The organism is Pseudomonas sp. HMSC066A08 (assembly GCF_001813025.1).
Lineage (GTDB): Bacteria > Pseudomonadota > Gammaproteobacteria > Pseudomonadales > Pseudomonadaceae > Pseudomonas > Pseudomonas aeruginosa.
Genome location: NZ_KV811270.1, coordinates 28,720 through 44,529 on the forward strand (window position 1 = coordinate 28,720; position 15,810 = coordinate 44,529).

Genomic DNA, 15,810 nt, shown 5'->3' on the forward strand with positions numbered 1-15,810 from the left:
ATCGTTCGTGATCAGGCCTGCTTCAGCGTGACCAGTCCGTTCAATACCTGGTCCAGGCCACCGAATACCGAAATCCGGTCGATGCGCTCGGCCACCCGCTCCAGGGTTTCCAGTTCCTTCAGACGCAGCGCGGTCGGGTTTTCCTCCATGACCTTCGCGGTATTCAGCAGCGAGCGGGTCGCCGAGGTTTCCTCGCGGCGGCGGATCACATTGGCCTGGGCCGCCTTCTCCGCCTCCACCACCTGCGCCAGCAGGGTCTTCATTTCGCCCGGGAGGATGATGTCGCGCACGCCCAGGCCGCTCACTTCCAGGCCGCTGTCTTCCAGCTTGGCGGCCAGGTGGGCGCTGACCGCTTCGTCGATCGACTGCTTGTTCTCCAGCAGTTCGTCGAGGGTGCGGGTGCCCACTGCCGCACGCAGGCCGAACTGCAGCTCGCGGTACAGGTACTCCAGCGGCTTGCTCAGCCGCGAGAAGGCGGTGAGTACGTCGTTGTAGCGCCAGTTGGCGGCGAGGTTCAGGCGCAGGCTGACCTTGTCGCGGGTGAGGATCTCCTGGCCGCTGACCTCCAGCGCCTGGATACGGGTGTCGACCAGTTCCACGCTGACTTGCCGGTTGTAGCGCCAGAAACCGTATTGTCCGGCTTGCAGCAGGCCGGCAAGGGCGCCGTCGACCTTGAGCACGCCGACCTGGAACGCCGGCACCTGGACCAGCAACACTGCGTCCAGGCCCGCCAGGGCGCGGTCGCGCAGGTTCGGCTGGTGCAACTGGGCGACCAGCGCGGCGGACAATCGATAGTCCTGGGTCAGGTCGATGCGCTCCAGGCGCTGCTCGGTCTGGCCTTTCCAGTACAGTCGGCGGCTGCCCGGTGCGAGCAGCTCCACCAGCACGCCGTCCTCGTAGCGCAGGCCGGCCTCGTTGTCGCCCAGGTCCATCCGGGTGAAGTAGCGCTCCACCAGTTGCGGTTCGCACTGCCGCAGGTAGCCGGCCAGGCGGTGTTCGAACTGCGGGGTGTTCAGGCTGAAGCTTTCCAGGCTCAGGCGGTCGTACGGATCGAAGCGGCGGTAGGTGCCCGGTTCGAGCACGGCGAGGAAGTCGCCTTCGGAGTACAGCAGGCCGCGTTCGTTCTTCTTCACGATAAAGCGCTTCAGCATTTTCATCTCTTCATTCCTTTCATTCTTCCGTGGTGCCGGTGTTGCCGGCCCGTCGAGCGTCGCGGGTGGAGCGCGGAGGAGGTTGGCCTGGCGGACGTCCTGTCCATACGATCGATTCCCTCGATCCCCGGCCTGCCTTGCCCCGTGCCCGAACCGCGGGCCGGACGGGCCGGCGGCGGCTTCGGCTCCCTTGCGTTCTCCGGCCTTCCTGGCCGCTTGTGCAGTTCGCCTCGGCCACACCGGCGGGTGTTGCCATTGAGTGATTGCCGTTAAGGCAACGTTCGAGCGGGAGTCGAACCCGCGACAGACCATTTCGTGGATGGTTGCTCTACCAGGCTGAGCTATCGAACCGCGAAGCGGCATTGCCGTCATTCGCGAATGACCGTCGTTGTTGCGGGCGGCATGCACGACGCCGACACCAGGGGTGGGCTCGGGCACCGGCGGGACTGGAGTCCCGACCCGTCGGCCTGCATGGGCGATGCGGTCGAAATCGATATAGCGAGCGGCGTGCCAGGTTTTTCTCGATGAACCTGTTTTTTGTTTAACTATTTGATTTTAAAGGTAAATAAATTTTTTATTGCGCTTCGTCGGCGAATTCGATGGAGAGATGCCTGGCTATTTCTATATATTTTCATATCGTTATTTATCTTGAAGGATAAGAAGTGATGAAACGCACGGTCGCCATCGGCTTCATCGGCGCCACCCTCGACCGTCTCGGCAAGGGCGCGGCGCGCTGGCAAAAGTGGCGGCCGAGCATCGGCCTGTGCCAGCAGCCGGACCTGCCGATCGATCGCCTCGAACTGATCCACGGCAACGACGCCCGCGACCTCGGCCTGGCCGAGCGGATTCGCGCCGACATCGCCGCGGTGTCGCCGCATACCGAGGTCCGCCTGCAGCAGATGGAACTGCGCAACCCCTGGGACTTCGAGGAGGTCTATGGCGCCCTGCACGATTTCGTCGGCGCCTACCCCTTCGACACCGAGCGCGAGGATTACCTGGTGCATATCACCACCGGGACCCATGTCGCGCAGATCTGCTGGTTCCTCCTTACCGAGGCGCGCTACCTGCCGGCCCGGCTGGTGCAGACCTCGCCGTCGCGGCGCAAGGACGAGGCGCGCCATCCCGAGGGCTCGGCGACGCTGATCGACCTCGACCTGTCCCGCTACGACCGCATCGCCTCGCGGTTCCGCCGCGAACAGGAGGAAAGCCTGGCTTTGCTCAAGTCGGGAATCGCCACGCGCAATGCCGCTTTCAACCGCTCCATCGAGCAGATCGAGCGGGTCGCCGTGCGTTCGCGGGCACCCATGCTGCTGGTGGGGCCGACCGGTGCCGGCAAATCGTTCCTCGCCCGGCGCATCTATGAACTCAAGCGCAGCCGGCACCAGCTCGACGGGCGTTTCGTCGAGGTCAACTGCGCCACCTTGCGCGGCGACGGCGCGATGTCGGCACTGTTCGGCCACGTCAAGGGCGCCTTCACCGGCGCGCAGAACGCGCGCGAAGGCCTGCTGCGCGCAGCCGACGGCGGCATGCTGTTCCTCGACGAGATCGGCGAGCTGGGCGCCGACGAACAGGCGATGCTGCTCAAGGCGATCGAAGAAAAGCGCTTCTTCCCGCTGGGTTCGGACCGTGAGGTAGAGAGCGACTTCCAGCTTATCGCCGGGACCCACCGCGACTTGCGCGGACGAGTGGCCGAAGGCCTGTTCCGCGAGGATCTGTTTGCCCGCATCAACCTGTGGACCTTCGAGTTGCCGGGCCTGGCTGGACGCCGCGAGGACATCGAGCCGAACATCGACTTCGAACTGGAGCGGCACGCCCGCGAGCAGGGGCGGCAGGTGCGTTTCAACCTGGAGGCCAAGCGTCGCTACCTGGCCTTCGCCGGTTCCAGCGAAGCGCGCTGGGCCGGCAACTTCCGCGAGCTGTCGGCTTCCATCACACGGATGGCGACCCTGGCCGACAGCGGGCGGATCGACGAGGCGCTGGTCGAGGAGGAGATCCTCCGCCTGCGCCAGGCCTGGGGGCTCGATGCGGGCCGGGAGCCACTGGCTGATCTGCTGGGGCAGCGGGTGGAGGCCCTGGATCTGTTCGACCGCCTGCAACTGCAGGCGGTGCTGGAGGTGTGCCGCGGGGCTAAGACCCTTTCCGAGGCGGGACGCCGGCTTTTCGCCGTTTCGCGCCAGGACAAGCGCAACCCCAACGACGCCGACCGGCTGCGCAAGTACCTGGCGCGTTTCGGCCTGGACTGGGCGCGGATACGCGCCTGAACACCACTTCGGGATATCCTTGGCGTCTTTTCACGGGCTCCAGGGACGAATGCCGATGAGCGAGATAATGGACGTCGAGCGGCTGCGCCAGCGCTGCGCGGCCGGCGAAAGCTTCAAGTACCTGTATTTCTGGGGACATCGCCCGGCGACGGATGACAAGGTCGGCAAGAGCTGTTTCAGCCAGTGGTACGAGGCTTCGTTCAAGCTCGACGGGGTGCGCTACGCCAGCGCCGAGCATTACATGATGGCGGCCAAGGCACGCTTGTTCGACGACCCTAGGCTGCTCGAGCGCATCCTGGCGGCGCGCAGCCCAGGCGAGGCGAAGGCCCTCGGCCGCGAAGTCGCCGGCTTCGACGAGGCACGCTGGAACGCCGAGCGGGTGGGAATCGTGATCGAAGGCAACCTCGGCAAGTTCGGCCAGAACGCTTCGCTGAAGAAATACCTTCTGGGCACCGCCGACCGGGTGCTGGTCGAGGCCAGCCCGGTGGACGCGATCTGGGGCATCGGCCTGGCCGCGAGCGATCCCCTGGCAGCCGAGCCGGCGACCTGGCAAGGCCTCAACCTGCTCGGCTTCGCCCTGATGGAGGTGCGCCGGAGGCTGGCTCAGTAGTAGTACCAGCGCAGCTCCAGCTTCACCTCGTTGATCGGCTTGCCGACATGGCTGAACTCGCGTTCGGCGCTCAGGCGCAGGCCGAGGTCGCGGCCCAGCTCGACCTGCTGGACGAAGCCCAGGCTGCGGCGCACTTCACCGTTGTGGAAGTAGTCGCCCTTGGCCTCCAGGGTCAGGTTGCCCAGCGGGTTGCGCCACAGCAAGCCGCTGTCGAAGCCCATGGCCGGGGCGATGGCGGCGGCGAAATCCCTGTTGTTCTCGATCCGCGCGGTGCCCATGGCGTAGAGCAGCAGGTCGTCGCCGAACATCCAGCTGCCGCCGGCGCCGCCGTTGAGGTGGCTGACCAGGTTTTCGTCGCCGTCCTCGCCCGGCACCCGCTCCAGGCCGCCGGCGACCTGCCAGGACAGCGGCTTGAGCAACTGGTTGCGCGGGGTCAGCGAGCGGATGGTGACCAGATCGAGATTCTGCAACTGCCAGCGGTTGCCTTCGTACTGGCGCAGCTTGAGCTGGCCGATCTCGATCTGCGCGCCGAGGGGGAAGCCATAGGCGTTATCGGCGAGGTCATGGTAGGCCATGCGCAGGCCGTACTCGGCGAAGGCTCGGTCATCGCGGCTGCCGACGCCGAACTGCCAGGTCCGTGACTCGTGGCCGTCTTCCGGCTGGCCGGGGCGCTCGACCTGGAGGTCCGGCGGTGGGTTGCGGTTGATCGCTCGCAACAGGTTGTAGCTGCGCGAGGCGATGCCGCTGTCACGCGCCTGGCCGGTGGCGCGGTAGCGCACCAGGCGGAAGGCGGCGTCCTGGATCAGCGCCTGGCGCGGCATCGGCAGGGCCTTGAAGTCGGGAGCGTCGAGCAGGCTGTCGTCGTCCGCCAGGCGCTTGGCCCAGTCGCGTTCGGCATGGTCGAGCGGTTCGGCGCGGGCGAGCAGTTCCTTCTCGCGCGACGGCCGGTAGTCGATGCGCTCGATCAGCCCGGCGTTCTTCACCGCGCGGACGGTATCGGTGGGGATCGCGGTAAGCGGGAACTGCTCGGTCAGCTCGATGCCCGGGCGGGCGATCTCCATCAGTTCGAGCAGACGGAACGAACAGTTCTCGTCGAAGAAGTAGTAGTCGAAGCGGACCTGCTTGAGTTCCCAGACGTGCTCGACCATGCGCCCGGTCTCCTCGGGCGTCAGGTTCAGCTTGTATTCCCAGAGGTCGCGGTTCTCCAGGCGGCTGTATTCGGCCAGCTTCTCCCGGTACGGGACCAGCGCGAACAGGCCGGGATAGCCGCCCATCAGGCCTTTCCAGGCATAGAGGATACTGTTGTCCATGCCTTCGATGTAGGCGCCGAAGTTCAGCGCGTAGCTGAGCAGGGCGGTGTTGTTGCTGGTGACGTCGGCCTGGTCGATGCGCAGCAGGGTGTGGCCGAACATCGACGACGGGCTGTTCAGGTAGGCCGCGGGGAACACCAGCACCGCACTGTGCGGGTTGATGTCGCGGTACCAGTTGTCGTATTCGCCGCACTGCGGCTGCGGCAGGTCGTCGAGTTGCAGTTGCTGGCGCAGCCAGCGGGTGCGCGCCGGGTAGACGCACTGGGCATGCTTGTCGCCAAGGCCGGGCGAGGCATAGAGCGCCTTTAGCGTGGCCGCCAGTTCGGCGTCCGGATGGCTCTCGCCGTTGTCGGCGAGGAAGAACCGCTCGTCGTCGACGTAGCTGCGCCAACCGCCGAGCTTGCCGCGTTCGTAGTGGCCGAGGGCGATCCAGTAGGGATCGGCGGCCAGTTGCTGGAGGCGGGCCTCGGGAACCGTGGGCGCAGCCAGAAGGGGGGAGCAGGCGCACAGCGCCATCCAGGGCAACAGGCGTTTCGGCATCGGCAAGGCTTAATGCTTGGGGAAAGGGGCCTGCCCGCGAGCGGGCAGGCGGCGAGGCTCAGGCCTGCTCGGCGTACTTGGCCAGGCGGGCATCCTGTTTCAGGATCGCCTGGGTGTTGGCATAGACGTCGGCGGCAGTGGCGTCGGACTTGTTGAAGATCTCGGAGAAATGCTCGTGGGTGACGGCGGCGAAGTGCTCGCGGTCCTGCGGTTGCACGCCCAGCACCACGGCATAGGTGGTCAGTGCTTCGCCATTGCCCTTGGCCATGTCTTCGGACAGCTCGTCCATCATGCTGCCGAGCACCAGCAGGGGCTTGCCGCCATAGGACAGCGCGCCGTTGGTATGGCAGCCGTTGGTGCCGGTGGTCATGCCGAAGGTGTTGTTGCCGGAAGTGCCGTTGGTGGTCGCCGCGACCACGTGGGTGGCCACGCCGCGCTGGCCTTTGAAGAGCATGTTGCCCCAGCCGCAGCCGGCGCCGCCGGGAGCGTCGGCGAAAGCGTTGAAGGAGGCGGCGGCGAACAGGGTACCGAGCAGAATCCGTTTCATCGTTTGTTCTCTCTTGAGGTGGATCGGAGCCATCTGGAGCGGGCCAGCGACGCCGTGAGCTTTTCGGAATGCCACCGGGGTGTCAAGGCACCGAATGGGTGGCAGCGCGCAATGCCGGGCGAAAATTGACCGGCGTCAGCGGCAATCCGCTTGGAACCGTCCAGACTTGGGAAAGTTCTGGTCGGTCTGAGCGAAACCGGCCTTGGTCAGCCGTTCCTCATGCAGGAGGTGGATATGAGCGCTTTCGACCCCGCTACCGCCCTGGAAACCCTGGCGGCCGAGTACGCCGCACGCGCCGCGGCGATCCGCCGGGACCTGGCGCGCAGCCATTCGCCGGACTTCGCCGAGCAGGCGGTGCAGCGCCAGAACGACGAAGTGCTCGAAGGCCTGCTCGCCGAGGCGGAGGCGGGGATGCGCCAGGTCGGCCTTGCCCGCCTGCGCCTGGCGGAAGGTCGCTACGGCCAGTGCGAGCGCTGCGGCGAGGCCATCGAACCGGCGCGCCTGGCCGCCCTGCCTGCGGCGGAATACTGCCTGCGCTGCGCCGACCTGGTACATCGGTGAGATAGCGCCATCCGCGCCTTGTCAGTGGCGCGAGGCTGGGGGGAGAATGCGGGCGACGACACCCCGCGGCGATCTGCCGCCCGATGCAAGGATTCCCGATGCCCGATTCCGTCGCTGCCGGCCTGCGCCTGGCGCCAGAAGAACTGACCCGCCCGTTCGCTCCCGAGCAATTCGCCTTCGATACCACCGATGACCTGGAGCCCTTCCGCGGCGTGCTGGGCCAGGAGCGTGCGGTCGAGGCGCTGCAGTTCGGGGTGGCGATGCCGCGTCCGGGTTACAACGTATTCGTCATGGGCGAGCCGGGCACCGGACGCTTTTCCTTCGTCAAACGCTACCTGCAAGCCGAGGGCAAGCGCGTAGCCACCCCCTCCGACTGGGTCTACCTGAACAATTTCGACGAGCCGCGCGAACCTCGGGTGATCGAGCTGCCGCCGGGCAGCGCGACCGAATTCAGCGCCGACATCGACCGTCTGATCGACAACCTGATGTCGACCTTCCCGGCGGTCTTCGAACATCCGGCCTACCAGCAGAAGAAGAACGCCGTCGACCGCGCCTTCAACCAGCGCTACGACCGCGCCCTGGACTCGGTGGAGCGGCGCGCCCTGGAGAAGGACGTGGCGTTGTACCGCGATAGCGCCAACGTCGCCTTCACCCCGATGAAGGACGGCAAGGCCCTCGACGAGGCCGAATTCGCCCAGTTGCCCGAGGCCGAGCGCGAGCGCTTCCACAAGGACATCGCCGCTCTCGAGGAGTACCTCAACGAGGAACTGGCGAGCCTGCCGCAGTGGAAGCGCGAGTCGAGCAACCAGTTGCGCGAGCTCAACGAGGAAACCATCACCCTGGCCCTGCAGCCCCTGCTGGCGCCTCTGGTGGAGAAGTACAACAACAACCCGGGTGTCTGCGCCTACCTGCAGGCGATGCAACTGAACCTGCTGAAGACCGTGGTCGACCAACTGGTCGACGACAGCCGCACCGACGCCCAGCGCAAGCAAGGGCTGATCGAGCAGTACGCGCCGAACCAGGCTATCGTCCACCACGCGACCAGCGGCGCGCCGGTGGTGTTCGAGTCGCACCCGACCTACGACAACCTGTTCGGCCGCATCGAGTACAGCTCGGACCAGGGGGCGCTCTACACCAGCTACCGGCAGTTGCGTCCGGGGGCGCTGCACCGGGCCAACGGTGGCTTCCTTATCCTGGAAGCGGAAAAGATGCTTGGCGAGCCGTTCGTCTGGGACGCGCTGAAGCGTGCCCTGCAGTCGCGCCAGTTGAAGATGGAGTCGCCGCTGGCCGAACTCGGCCGCCTGGCTGCGGTTTCCCTGACCCCACAGGTGATCCCGCTGCAACTGAAGGTGATCATCATCGGCTCGCGGCAGATCTATTACACCCTGCAGGACCTCGACCCGGACTTCCAGGAGATGTTCCGGGTGCTGGTGGACTTCGACGAGGACATCCCGCTGGGCGAGGACAGCCTCGAACAGTTCGCCCAGTTGCTCAAGACGCGCACCTCGGAAGAGGGCATGGCGCCCCTCAGCGGCGCGGCGGTGGCGCGACTGGCGACCTACAGCGCGCGCCTGGCGGAGCACCAGGGGCGGCTTTCGGCACGGATCGGCGACCTGTTCCAGTTGGTCAGCGAAGCCGATTTCATCCGTCAGCTGGCGAATGAGGAGGTGATTCAGCTCGGCCACATCGAGCGTGCCCTCAAGGCCAAGCAGACCCGCACCGGACGGGTGTCGGCGCGGATCCTCGACGACATGCTGGCGGGGATCATCCTGATCGACACCGCTGGCGCCGCGGTCGGCAAGTGCAACGGACTGACCGTGCTGGAGGTGGGCGACTCGGTGTTCGGCGTGCCGGCGCGGATTTCCGCGACCGTCTATCCGGGCAGCAGCGGCATCGTCGATATCGAGCGCGAGGTCAACCTCGGCCAGCCGATCCACTCCAAGGGCGTGATGATCCTTACCGGCTACCTGGGTAGCCGCTACGCCCAGGAGTTCCCCCTGGAAATCTCCGCCAGCATCGCCCTGGAGCAATCCTACGGCTACGTGGACGGCGACAGCGCCTCGCTCGGCGAGGTCTGCACGTTGATCTCGGCGCTGTCGCGGACGCCCTTGAAGCAGTGCTTCGCCATTACCGGCTCGATCAACCAGTTCGGCGAGGTGCAGGCGGTCGGCGGAGTCAACGAGAAGATCGAAGGCTTCTTCCGCCTCTGCGAAGCACGCGGCCTGACCGGCGAACAGGGCGTGATCATCCCGCGCGCCAACGTCACTACCCTGATGCTCGACGAGCGCGTGTTGCAAGCGGTGCGCGCCGGGCAGTTCCACGTCTACGCGGTGCGCGAGGTGGACGAGGCGCTGGCGCTGCTGGTGGGCAAGCCGGTCGGTGCCCAGGACGAGAAGGGACGCTTCCCGAAAGGCAGCGTGAACGATCTGGTCGTGGCGCGCTTGCAGGAGATATCCGAACTCGGCATGGAAGAGGACGACAAGGAAAAGGACAAGCCGGCGGAGAAAGAGACCGTCGTGGCGAAGGACAAGGCCGCGGCGAAGAAGGACTGAGCCTGGCGCGCTGTCGGAACCTGTCGAGGGCGGGGCTGGAAAGCCACGCCCTCGTGCGTTTCAGCCCTGTGGACAAGTTCCCGCCGGCGCTATGCGGAACCTGGCGGCAGGTGTAGGCTCAAAACTGGGAACCCCCGTGAGGATGCCGCCATGCCGCGTAACCTCTGCCTCATCCGCCCTTGTCTGGGGCTGACCACGCGAATCGAATGCGTGGTCAGGCCGCTGGCCGGAGAGAACGGACTCTGGACCCTGCTTTGCGCCGCCGGCATGTCCGGCTCCCAGCCTTCGGCGATCAAGGCCCAGGGCCCCTTCCACGGACCGCTGGTGGCCGAAGGGGTGTTGCAGGCGATTGCCGACTGCCTGGCCCAGCAAGGCTATATCGAAGCCGTCGACCCGCCGATCTGGCGGCTGCACCTGCAGGGCGAACTGCGCCGACTCAATGGCGAACGACGGCCGCATGTCGGCGACTACCTGTTTCGCCCGGAATCCTGAGCGGCGCCTGGGCAAAGCCTGAGCAATCCGGCCGAGGCCCCGTGCCATCATCGCTGGCGGGATCCATCCCGGCTCGGTGCACATATTTATCCACAGATTTTCTGGATAAAAACCACCGGCCGCTGCGTTATACTCGCTGCCCCATTTTCCCCTGCACATACACACAAGAGACCATGGAACGCTTTTTCGAAAACGCCATGTACGCCTCGCGCTGGCTGCTGGCTCCCATCTACATGGGCCTGTCGCTGGCGCTGCTGGCGTTGACCATCAAGTTCTTCCAGGAAATTTTCCACGTCATCCCGAACATCTTCGCGATGGCCGAGGCCGACCTGATCCTGGTCCTGCTCTCACTGATCGACATGGCTCTGGTCGGCGGCCTGCTGGTCATGGTGATGATCTCCGGCTACGAGAACTTCGTTTCGCAACTGGACATCGACGAAGGCAAGGAAAAGCTCAGTTGGCTGGGCAAGATGGATTCCGGCTCGCTGAAGAACAAGGTGGCCGCCTCCATCGTGGCGATCTCTTCGATCCACCTGTTGCGCATCTTCATGGATGCGAAGAATGTGCCGGACAACAAGCTGATGTGGTACGTGATCATCCACATGACCTTCGTGCTCTCGGCGTTCGCCATGGGCTACCTGGATAAGCAGACCCGGCACTGACGCCCCTCTCCAGCGCTTCGCTCGCGCCGCCCGGCCGTTGCAAAACGGACGGGCGGCGGCGTTTCCGGCTTGCGTTGCCTGGTGCCTGGGCAAGACTTTCCTGTGATATCGGGCGGGCGCCGGGAGCGGGCGTCCTTCGCATCGTCGGGGCCTGGCGGCCGGACGATGCCGGGAATCGGGCCGGCGCTGTCGGGACCGAAGCGGTTGGCGGAAACCTGGAGGCTTCCGCTGCCTGCGCAACCTCGAGAGGTTCGCGATGAACATGCAGGATCTCGCCGGCCGGGTCCAGGCCGGACATATCGACGCCTTGCACCTGGTGTCGCTGGAGGGCGGCATCTATGTCCTGGAGGCGCAGATGGGCGACCGTGCCTATCCGGTGGAGGACGATCTCGGCCAGCCGGTCAGCCTGCGCTCCGTGGAGCATGCGCGCCAGGTACTGCGCGGGCTGGACAGGGTTCCGGTGGAGTTGGTGTGCGCCGATGTCGATGACGAGATGTGTGGCCTCCTGGCCGAGTCGGGTTCGTTTATCGGCGGGCTGCCGCTGTCGATCCGCCAGGGTTGAGCACAAGCGGCTGCGCCGTAGGGGGAAAGGGCCTTCTGTGCTAGGCTGGCCGCCCTTTTTCGACCCCACAGCGGAGCAGCGCCATGAGCGAACTCAACCTGACCACTGACGAAGCCCGTGTCAGCTACGGCATCGGCCGTCAACTGGGCGACCAACTGCGCGAGAACCCGGTTCCGGGCATGACCCTGGACGCGGTCCTGGCCGGCCTGTCCGATGCGTTCGCAGGTATCGACAGCCGGGTTTCCGGAGAGGCGCTGTCGGCCAGCTTCCAGGTGATCCGCGAACGCATGCAGGCCGAAGCCCAGGCCAAGGCCGAAGCCGCCGCTGGCGAAGGCCGCGCCTACCTGGCCGAGAACGCCAAGCGCGAAGGCGTGACCGTGCTGCCGTCGGGCCTGCAATTCGAAGTGCTGAGCACTGGCGAGGGCGCCAAGCCTTCCCGCGAGGATACCGTGCGCACCCACTACCACGGCACCCTGATCGACGGCACCGTATTCGACAGCTCCTACCAGCGCGGCCAGCCGGCCGAGTTCCCGGTGGGCGGCGTGATCGCCGGCTGGGTCGAAGCGCTGCAACTGATGAACGCCGGCTCCAAGTGGCGCCTGCATGTCCCGAGCGAGCTGGCCTATGGCGGCCAGGCGGTCGGCAGCATCCCCCCGCACAGCGTGCTGGTGTTCGACGTCGAACTGCTGGAAATCCTCTGAGGCGCATCGGCCCCAGGAAGGAGCGAAACGCCCCGTCGACGCATCGACGGGGCGTTTTTCATTGCGGCATCAGTAGCGGGCATCCACCGGACGCTTGTCCTTCGGCCAGTCCTTGATCTTGTCCGGGAAGTCAGGGCGCGGCTGGTGCGAAAAGTACTCCGCGACGTCCACTGCGTCCTGGTCGCTGAGGCCGCCCTGGCCGAGCGGGAAGCGTTCCTGGAAGCCGATCGGCATGTTGTGCTTGACGAAGGCGGCAGCGGTGAAGGTCCGTGCCATGCCGGCGCCGATATTGAACGACTCGTCGCCCCACAACGGGGGGAAGAGCATCTCGCCGGCGCTGTTCCTCAACCCCTCGCCATTCTCGCCATGGCACACCGCGCATTGTCGGGCGTAGACCTTGCGGCCGTTCTCCGGGTCGGGTTTCAGCGCCGGGTCGACCTTGCCGACGCCGCGGCCGGCGACCTTGTCCTGCGGCCGGGTGTTGTTCTTCATCCAGTCGAAGTAGGCCACCATCGCCTGCATGTCGGCAGAGTCCGGCGGCAGAGGCTTGCCGTTCATCGAGCGCCGGAAGCAGCCGTTGATGCGTTCCTCCAGGCCGATGACCTTGCCCGCCCGGGGCGCGTAGCTGGGGAAGAACGCCGAGACGCCGACGAAGGGCGAGCCGTCGGCTACGGTTCCGGCGTTCAGGTGGCAACTGGTGCAGTTCAACTGGTTGCCGACGTTCGCCGGCAGCAGCTCGCGGGTCTCCAGGTGCAGGCGCATGCCGCGTACCACCTGTTCGGCGTTCGGCGCCGCGAGCATGTCCGCCAGGCGCGGAGAGACGAAGGTCGTGGCCGGGCCGTTGCCGGCCTCGATCTGCTGGCGCAGTTTCTTCACCTGGCCGGCATCGATCGACGAACCCTGGTTGCCCCAACTGCTGCGGACGAAGCTGAGGATTTCGGCGATTTCGCGGTCTTCCAGCTGGGCGAAGCCGGGCATGGTGTAGACCCGCGAGTGGGTTGCGGTCTCCGCGGTTTTCCAGCCGGTAAGGGTGATATGCAGTAGCGTGCTCGGGTTGGCCGAAGCGACCGTGGGGTTGCCGGCCAGCGGCGGGAACATGCCTGGTACGCCGCTGCCGTCCTTGCGGTGGCAGTCGGAGCAGAACTGCGCGTAGCCGAGACCGCCCCGCGAGCTGTACAGGTCGACCGGTGCTGCCAGTGGGCGTTCGCTGTCGGGCATGGGCAGGTCATCCTTGCCGGCCGGCAGGGACTTCAGGTAGCTGGCGATGGCCAGCAGATCGTCATCGCTGAAGTGCTGGGTGCTGTGGTGGATGACATCGGTCATGCTGCCGGACACCGTGGCGAAGCGGTTCTGCCCGGTCTTCAGCAACTGCACGGTGTCCTCCACCGTCCACAGGTTGCGCAAGCTCAGGGCTTGCCATTGTTCGACGGTTTCGCCGGCGAGGTAGAACTGCCCGGAACGGCCGGCTTCGCTCATGGCTTTTTCCTGGAAGGCGATGCCGCGCGGAGTATGGCAGGCGCCGCAGTGGCCGAGCCCCTGTACCAGGTAGGCGCCGCGGTTGATCGCCGGGTCCGCGTCGCTGGAGGGGGTGAACGGCGCGTCGTCGAGGAACGCCCAGTTCCACAGCGACAGGCCCCAGCGCTGGTTGAACGGCCAGCTCATCGCGCTCGGCGTATTCGCCTGGGTGACGGGTTGCACGCCGTGCATCAGGTAGGCGTACAGCGCACGCATGTCTTCTTCGCTGATCTTGGCATAGGACGGGTAGGGCATCGCCGGATAGAGATTCACCCCCTCGGCGGTCACCCCCTTGCGCATGGCGCGGTCGAACTCTTCGAAGCTGTAGCGGCCGATGCCGGTCTCCCGGTCGGGAGTGATGTTGGTCGAGTAGATGGTGCCCATTGGCGTCTTCAGCTCCAGGCCGCCGGCCATCGGCGCGCCCTGCGGGCCGGTATGGCAGGCGATGCAGTCGCCGAGCTGGGCCACGTAGCGGCCTTTTTCGATGAGCGCAGCGTCCGTGGTCGGTTCGCTGGCATGGAGCAGGGGAACGATGGAGCACAGCGCGCCGAGCAAGCCGAGGCGCGGGAAAGAAGCAGGCATTTCCTCATCCTTAGGCGTAGGCCTGGGGCGGTCCCCTCGGCCACGGTCCATTCTTTTTTTCGTTATGCGGCCGTCGACAGGACGACGGTCACGCCGCTGTTGTAACGGCTTTCAGGCGAGGTCGGCTTGATGTGGATCAGGCAGGAATCCCTATCGCGGCGAGGGGCTGCCGGCGTGCGCGGGCGAGGCGTTGCGGAAGGACCGGGACATGAGGAAAGTGACTCCGGGAAGGTCGTCCGTGACCTTCCCGGAACCGGCCGGAGGCGCCTTTGCCTCCGTTCGTGCGATCCGCCTCCCGGGCAGCGGCGCACGGATGACGCGTCCTGGCGTCATCGCAAAGGCTCAGCGCAGGGCGCGGGCGTAGCAGAAGAGGAACAGGTTGCGTACCAGCTCCTTGAGGATCAGCGGTTCGCTCGAGTTCAACTCGTGCAGGTCCAGGCCGCCCTGGTCACGCAGTTCGTCCAGCGCGTCTTCTTCCAGGACTGCGCAGATTTCCCCGGTTTCTCGGTGCAGGATCCGCAGGTAGGGGTGTGGCCGATCAAGCCAGGCATCGATCAAATAAGTCATGGCGCTCATCTCCGTGACAAGACTGTGAGATGAGAATAATTCTTATTATCGTAATAGCAAGTCTTGATCGTGCCTTTCGTCGCAAAACGAAAACGCCGCCGTGAAAACGGCGGCGTTCGTCACAAGTCGAGCCCGGTTCAGTGGGTACGGGCGACAGCGAATTCGCTGAGTTCGACCAGGGCGGAGCGGTATTCGTTGTCCGGCAGCGTATCCAGGCAGGCGATGGCGCGGGCGGCGTAGTCGCGGGCGAGGTTGGCGGTATAGTCCAGGGCGCCGGCTGCCTCGACGGCGGCACAGACGCTCTCCAGGTCCTGGCTGCCGCCTTGCTGGATGGCCTTGCGTACCAGCGCGGCCTGTTCCTCGGTGCCGTCGCGCATGGTGACGATCAGCGGCAGGGTGGGCTTCCCTTCGGCGAGGTCGTCGCCGACGTTCTTGCCGAGGGTCGCGGCGTCGCCGCGGTAGTCGAGCAGGTCGTCCACCAGTTGGAAGGCGATTCCCAGGTAGTCGCCGAAGCGGCGCAGTGCCTCGGACTGTTCCTCGCCGGCCTGGCACAGCGCGGCGGCGCTGTGGGTCGAGGCCTCGAAAAGCATCGCGGTCTTGCCGCGGATCACTTCCATATAGGTCTCTTCGGTAGTGCTGGCGTCGCGTACCTTGGACAATTGCAGCACTTCGCCCTCGGCGATCACCCGGGTGGCCTGGGATATGATGCGCATGACCGGCATGGAGCCCAGCTCGACCATCATTTCGAAGGAGCGGGCATAAAGGAAGTCGCCTACCAGCACGCTCGGCGCGTTGCCCCACAGGGCATTGGCGGTGGAGCGGCCGCGGCGCAGGCCGGAGGCGTCGACCACGTCGTCGTGCAGCAGGGTGGAGGTGTGCAGGAATTCGATGGTAGCGGCCAGCAGGCAGAGGTCGTCGCCCTTGTAGCCCAGGGTCTTGCCGGCGAGAAGGACCAGCAGCGGGCGCAGGCGCTTGCCGCCGGCGGAGATGATGTAGTCGCCGATCTTTTCCACCAGGGGAACGCGGGAGGTGAGTTGGCGACGGATGATCCCGTCGACGGCGGTGAAATCTTCCGCCACCACGCGGTAGAAGGCCTGGGGTTGCATCAGTGACAATAGCTCCACAAAGATTGCGCGGCATGCTAGGTGGCAGGGGGGGGACTGTCAAGGAAAGGCCCGTGGCACTTGCCTCGGCCTG

General features: G+C 65.8%; 14 protein-coding genes and 1 tRNA gene. 8 read left to right on the forward strand and 7 right to left on the reverse strand.

Going from position 1 to position 15,810, the window contains the following annotated elements; genetic code table 11:
* Window positions 1-11: 11 nt before the first annotated feature.
* Window positions 12-1,157 carry a slipin family protein gene (locus HMPREF2886_RS04980; protein WP_033972934.1) on the reverse strand — a complete coding sequence of 382 codons (1,146 nt, stop codon included), beginning with the start codon at window positions 1,155-1,157 and terminating at the stop codon, window positions 12-14.
* 271 nt (window positions 1,158-1,428) lie between these two features.
* Window positions 1,429-1,502 (reverse strand) — tRNA-Arg (locus tag HMPREF2886_RS04985).
* 314 nt (window positions 1,503-1,816) lie between these two features.
* Between HMPREF2886_RS04985 and rtcR the strand changes: the two genes are divergently transcribed.
* Window positions 1,817-3,412 carry an RNA repair transcriptional activator RtcR gene (rtcR, locus tag HMPREF2886_RS04990; protein ID WP_039028123.1) on the forward strand — a complete coding sequence of 532 codons (1,596 nt, stop codon included), beginning with the start codon at window positions 1,817-1,819 and terminating at the stop codon, window positions 3,410-3,412.
* A gap of 55 nt (window positions 3,413-3,467) precedes the next feature.
* Window positions 3,468-4,022 (forward strand): NADAR family protein, encoded by a 555-nt coding sequence (locus HMPREF2886_RS04995; RefSeq protein ID WP_004352744.1) that lies wholly within the window; start codon window positions 3,468-3,470, stop codon window positions 4,020-4,022.
* Here the strand turns inward: HMPREF2886_RS04995 and HMPREF2886_RS05000 are convergent.
* Together HMPREF2886_RS05000 and HMPREF2886_RS05005 are read right to left on the reverse strand one after the other, a co-directional pair.
* On the reverse strand, window positions 4,016-5,872 hold the full coding sequence (locus tag HMPREF2886_RS05000) for an Lnb N-terminal periplasmic domain-containing protein (protein ID WP_033976374.1): 1,857 nt from the start codon (window positions 5,870-5,872) through the stop codon (window positions 4,016-4,018). The genes HMPREF2886_RS04995 and HMPREF2886_RS05000 overlap by 7 nt on opposite strands.
* Before the next feature lie 58 nt (window positions 5,873-5,930).
* Window positions 5,931-6,419, reverse strand: coding sequence for a DUF3015 domain-containing protein (locus tag HMPREF2886_RS05005; RefSeq protein WP_003094783.1), 489 nt, complete (start codon window positions 6,417-6,419; stop codon window positions 5,931-5,933).
* Between the two features lie 234 nt (window positions 6,420-6,653).
* Between HMPREF2886_RS05005 and HMPREF2886_RS05010 the strand changes: the two genes are divergently transcribed.
* From HMPREF2886_RS05010 to HMPREF2886_RS05035, 6 genes are all read left to right on the forward strand, one after another.
* The gene (locus HMPREF2886_RS05010) at window positions 6,654-6,980 is read left to right on the forward strand and encodes a TraR/DksA family transcriptional regulator (protein ID WP_033972931.1); all 327 of its coding nucleotides are present in this window, start codon (window positions 6,654-6,656) and stop codon (window positions 6,978-6,980) included.
* A 98-nt stretch (window positions 6,981-7,078) separates the two neighbouring features.
* A complete protein-coding gene (locus HMPREF2886_RS05015; protein WP_003105114.1) occupies window positions 7,079-9,532 on the forward strand; it encodes a Lon protease family protein in 2,454 nt (817 codons plus the stop codon).
* A gap of 150 nt (window positions 9,533-9,682) precedes the next feature.
* Window positions 9,683-10,024 (forward strand): PA4575 family protein, encoded by a 342-nt coding sequence (locus tag HMPREF2886_RS05020; RefSeq protein ID WP_003094775.1) that lies wholly within the window; start codon window positions 9,683-9,685, stop codon window positions 10,022-10,024.
* 173 nt (window positions 10,025-10,197) lie between these two features.
* Window positions 10,198-10,686, forward strand: a complete 489-nt coding sequence (locus HMPREF2886_RS05025) for a TIGR00645 family protein (protein WP_003094773.1) — start codon at window positions 10,198-10,200, stop codon at window positions 10,684-10,686.
* Between the two features lie 256 nt (window positions 10,687-10,942).
* Entirely contained in the window at window positions 10,943-11,248 is a 306-nt protein-coding gene (locus HMPREF2886_RS05030) for a DUF6482 family protein (RefSeq protein WP_003105116.1), read from the forward strand.
* A gap of 83 nt (window positions 11,249-11,331) precedes the next feature.
* Window positions 11,332-11,949: a BamJ family beta-barrel-assembly machinery protein gene (locus tag HMPREF2886_RS05035; protein WP_003094769.1), complete on the forward strand. Its 618-nt coding sequence runs from the start codon at window positions 11,332-11,334 to the stop codon at window positions 11,947-11,949.
* Window positions 11,950-12,018: 69 nt separating this feature from the next.
* On the opposite strand, the gene HMPREF2886_RS05040 is transcribed toward HMPREF2886_RS05035, so the two are convergent.
* The 3 genes from HMPREF2886_RS05040 to HMPREF2886_RS05050 all read right to left on the reverse strand — a co-directional run bounded on the left by HMPREF2886_RS05040 (window position 12,019) and on the right by HMPREF2886_RS05050 (window position 15,719).
* A complete protein-coding gene (locus tag HMPREF2886_RS05040; RefSeq protein WP_042168468.1) occupies window positions 12,019-14,046 on the reverse strand; it encodes a c-type cytochrome in 2,028 nt (675 codons plus the stop codon).
* Between the two features lie 342 nt (window positions 14,047-14,388).
* Window positions 14,389-14,613, reverse strand: a complete 225-nt coding sequence (locus tag HMPREF2886_RS05045; RefSeq protein ID WP_003094765.1) for a PA4570 family protein — start codon at window positions 14,611-14,613, stop codon at window positions 14,389-14,391.
* A 137-nt stretch (window positions 14,614-14,750) separates the two neighbouring features.
* Complete coding sequence (locus tag HMPREF2886_RS05050; protein WP_003094763.1) at window positions 14,751-15,719, reverse strand: polyprenyl synthetase family protein; 969 nt, start codon at window positions 15,717-15,719, stop codon at window positions 14,751-14,753.
* Window positions 15,720-15,810: the final 91 nt, after the last annotated feature.

Excerpts from the sequence above, each read along its gene's own strand:
- HMPREF2886_RS05000 (WP_033976374.1), bottom strand. The coding sequence starts at position 5,872 with ATGCCGAAACGCCTGTTGCCCTGGATGGCGCTGTGCGCCTGCTCCCCC.
- HMPREF2886_RS05040 (WP_042168468.1), bottom strand. The coding sequence starts at position 14,046 with ATGCCTGCTTCTTTCCCGCGCCTCGGCTTGCTCGGCGCGCTGTGCTCC.
- HMPREF2886_RS04995 (WP_004352744.1), top strand. The coding sequence starts at position 3,468 with ATGAGCGAGATAATGGACGTCGAGCGGCTGCGCCAGCGCTGCGCGGCC.
- HMPREF2886_RS05025 (WP_003094773.1), top strand. The coding sequence starts at position 10,198 with ATGGAACGCTTTTTCGAAAACGCCATGTACGCCTCGCGCTGGCTGCTG.
- rtcR (WP_039028123.1), top strand. The coding sequence starts at position 1,817 with ATGAAACGCACGGTCGCCATCGGCTTCATCGGCGCCACCCTCGACCGT.
- HMPREF2886_RS05035 (WP_003094769.1), top strand. The coding sequence starts at position 11,332 with ATGAGCGAACTCAACCTGACCACTGACGAAGCCCGTGTCAGCTACGGC.
- HMPREF2886_RS05010 (WP_033972931.1), top strand. The coding sequence starts at position 6,654 with ATGAGCGCTTTCGACCCCGCTACCGCCCTGGAAACCCTGGCGGCCGAG.
- HMPREF2886_RS05045 (WP_003094765.1), bottom strand. The coding sequence starts at position 14,613 with ATGACTTATTTGATCGATGCCTGGCTTGATCGGCCACACCCCTACCTG.
- HMPREF2886_RS04980 (WP_033972934.1), bottom strand. The coding sequence starts at position 1,157 with ATGAAAATGCTGAAGCGCTTTATCGTGAAGAAGAACGAACGCGGCCTG.
- HMPREF2886_RS05015 (WP_003105114.1), top strand. The coding sequence starts at position 7,079 with ATGCCCGATTCCGTCGCTGCCGGCCTGCGCCTGGCGCCAGAAGAACTG.
- HMPREF2886_RS05050 (WP_003094763.1), bottom strand. The coding sequence starts at position 15,719 with ATGCAACCCCAGGCCTTCTACCGCGTGGTGGCGGAAGATTTCACCGCC.
- HMPREF2886_RS05030 (WP_003105116.1), top strand. The coding sequence starts at position 10,943 with ATGAACATGCAGGATCTCGCCGGCCGGGTCCAGGCCGGACATATCGAC.
- HMPREF2886_RS05020 (WP_003094775.1), top strand. The coding sequence starts at position 9,683 with ATGCCGCGTAACCTCTGCCTCATCCGCCCTTGTCTGGGGCTGACCACG.
- HMPREF2886_RS05005 (WP_003094783.1), bottom strand. The coding sequence starts at position 6,419 with ATGAAACGGATTCTGCTCGGTACCCTGTTCGCCGCCGCCTCCTTCAAC.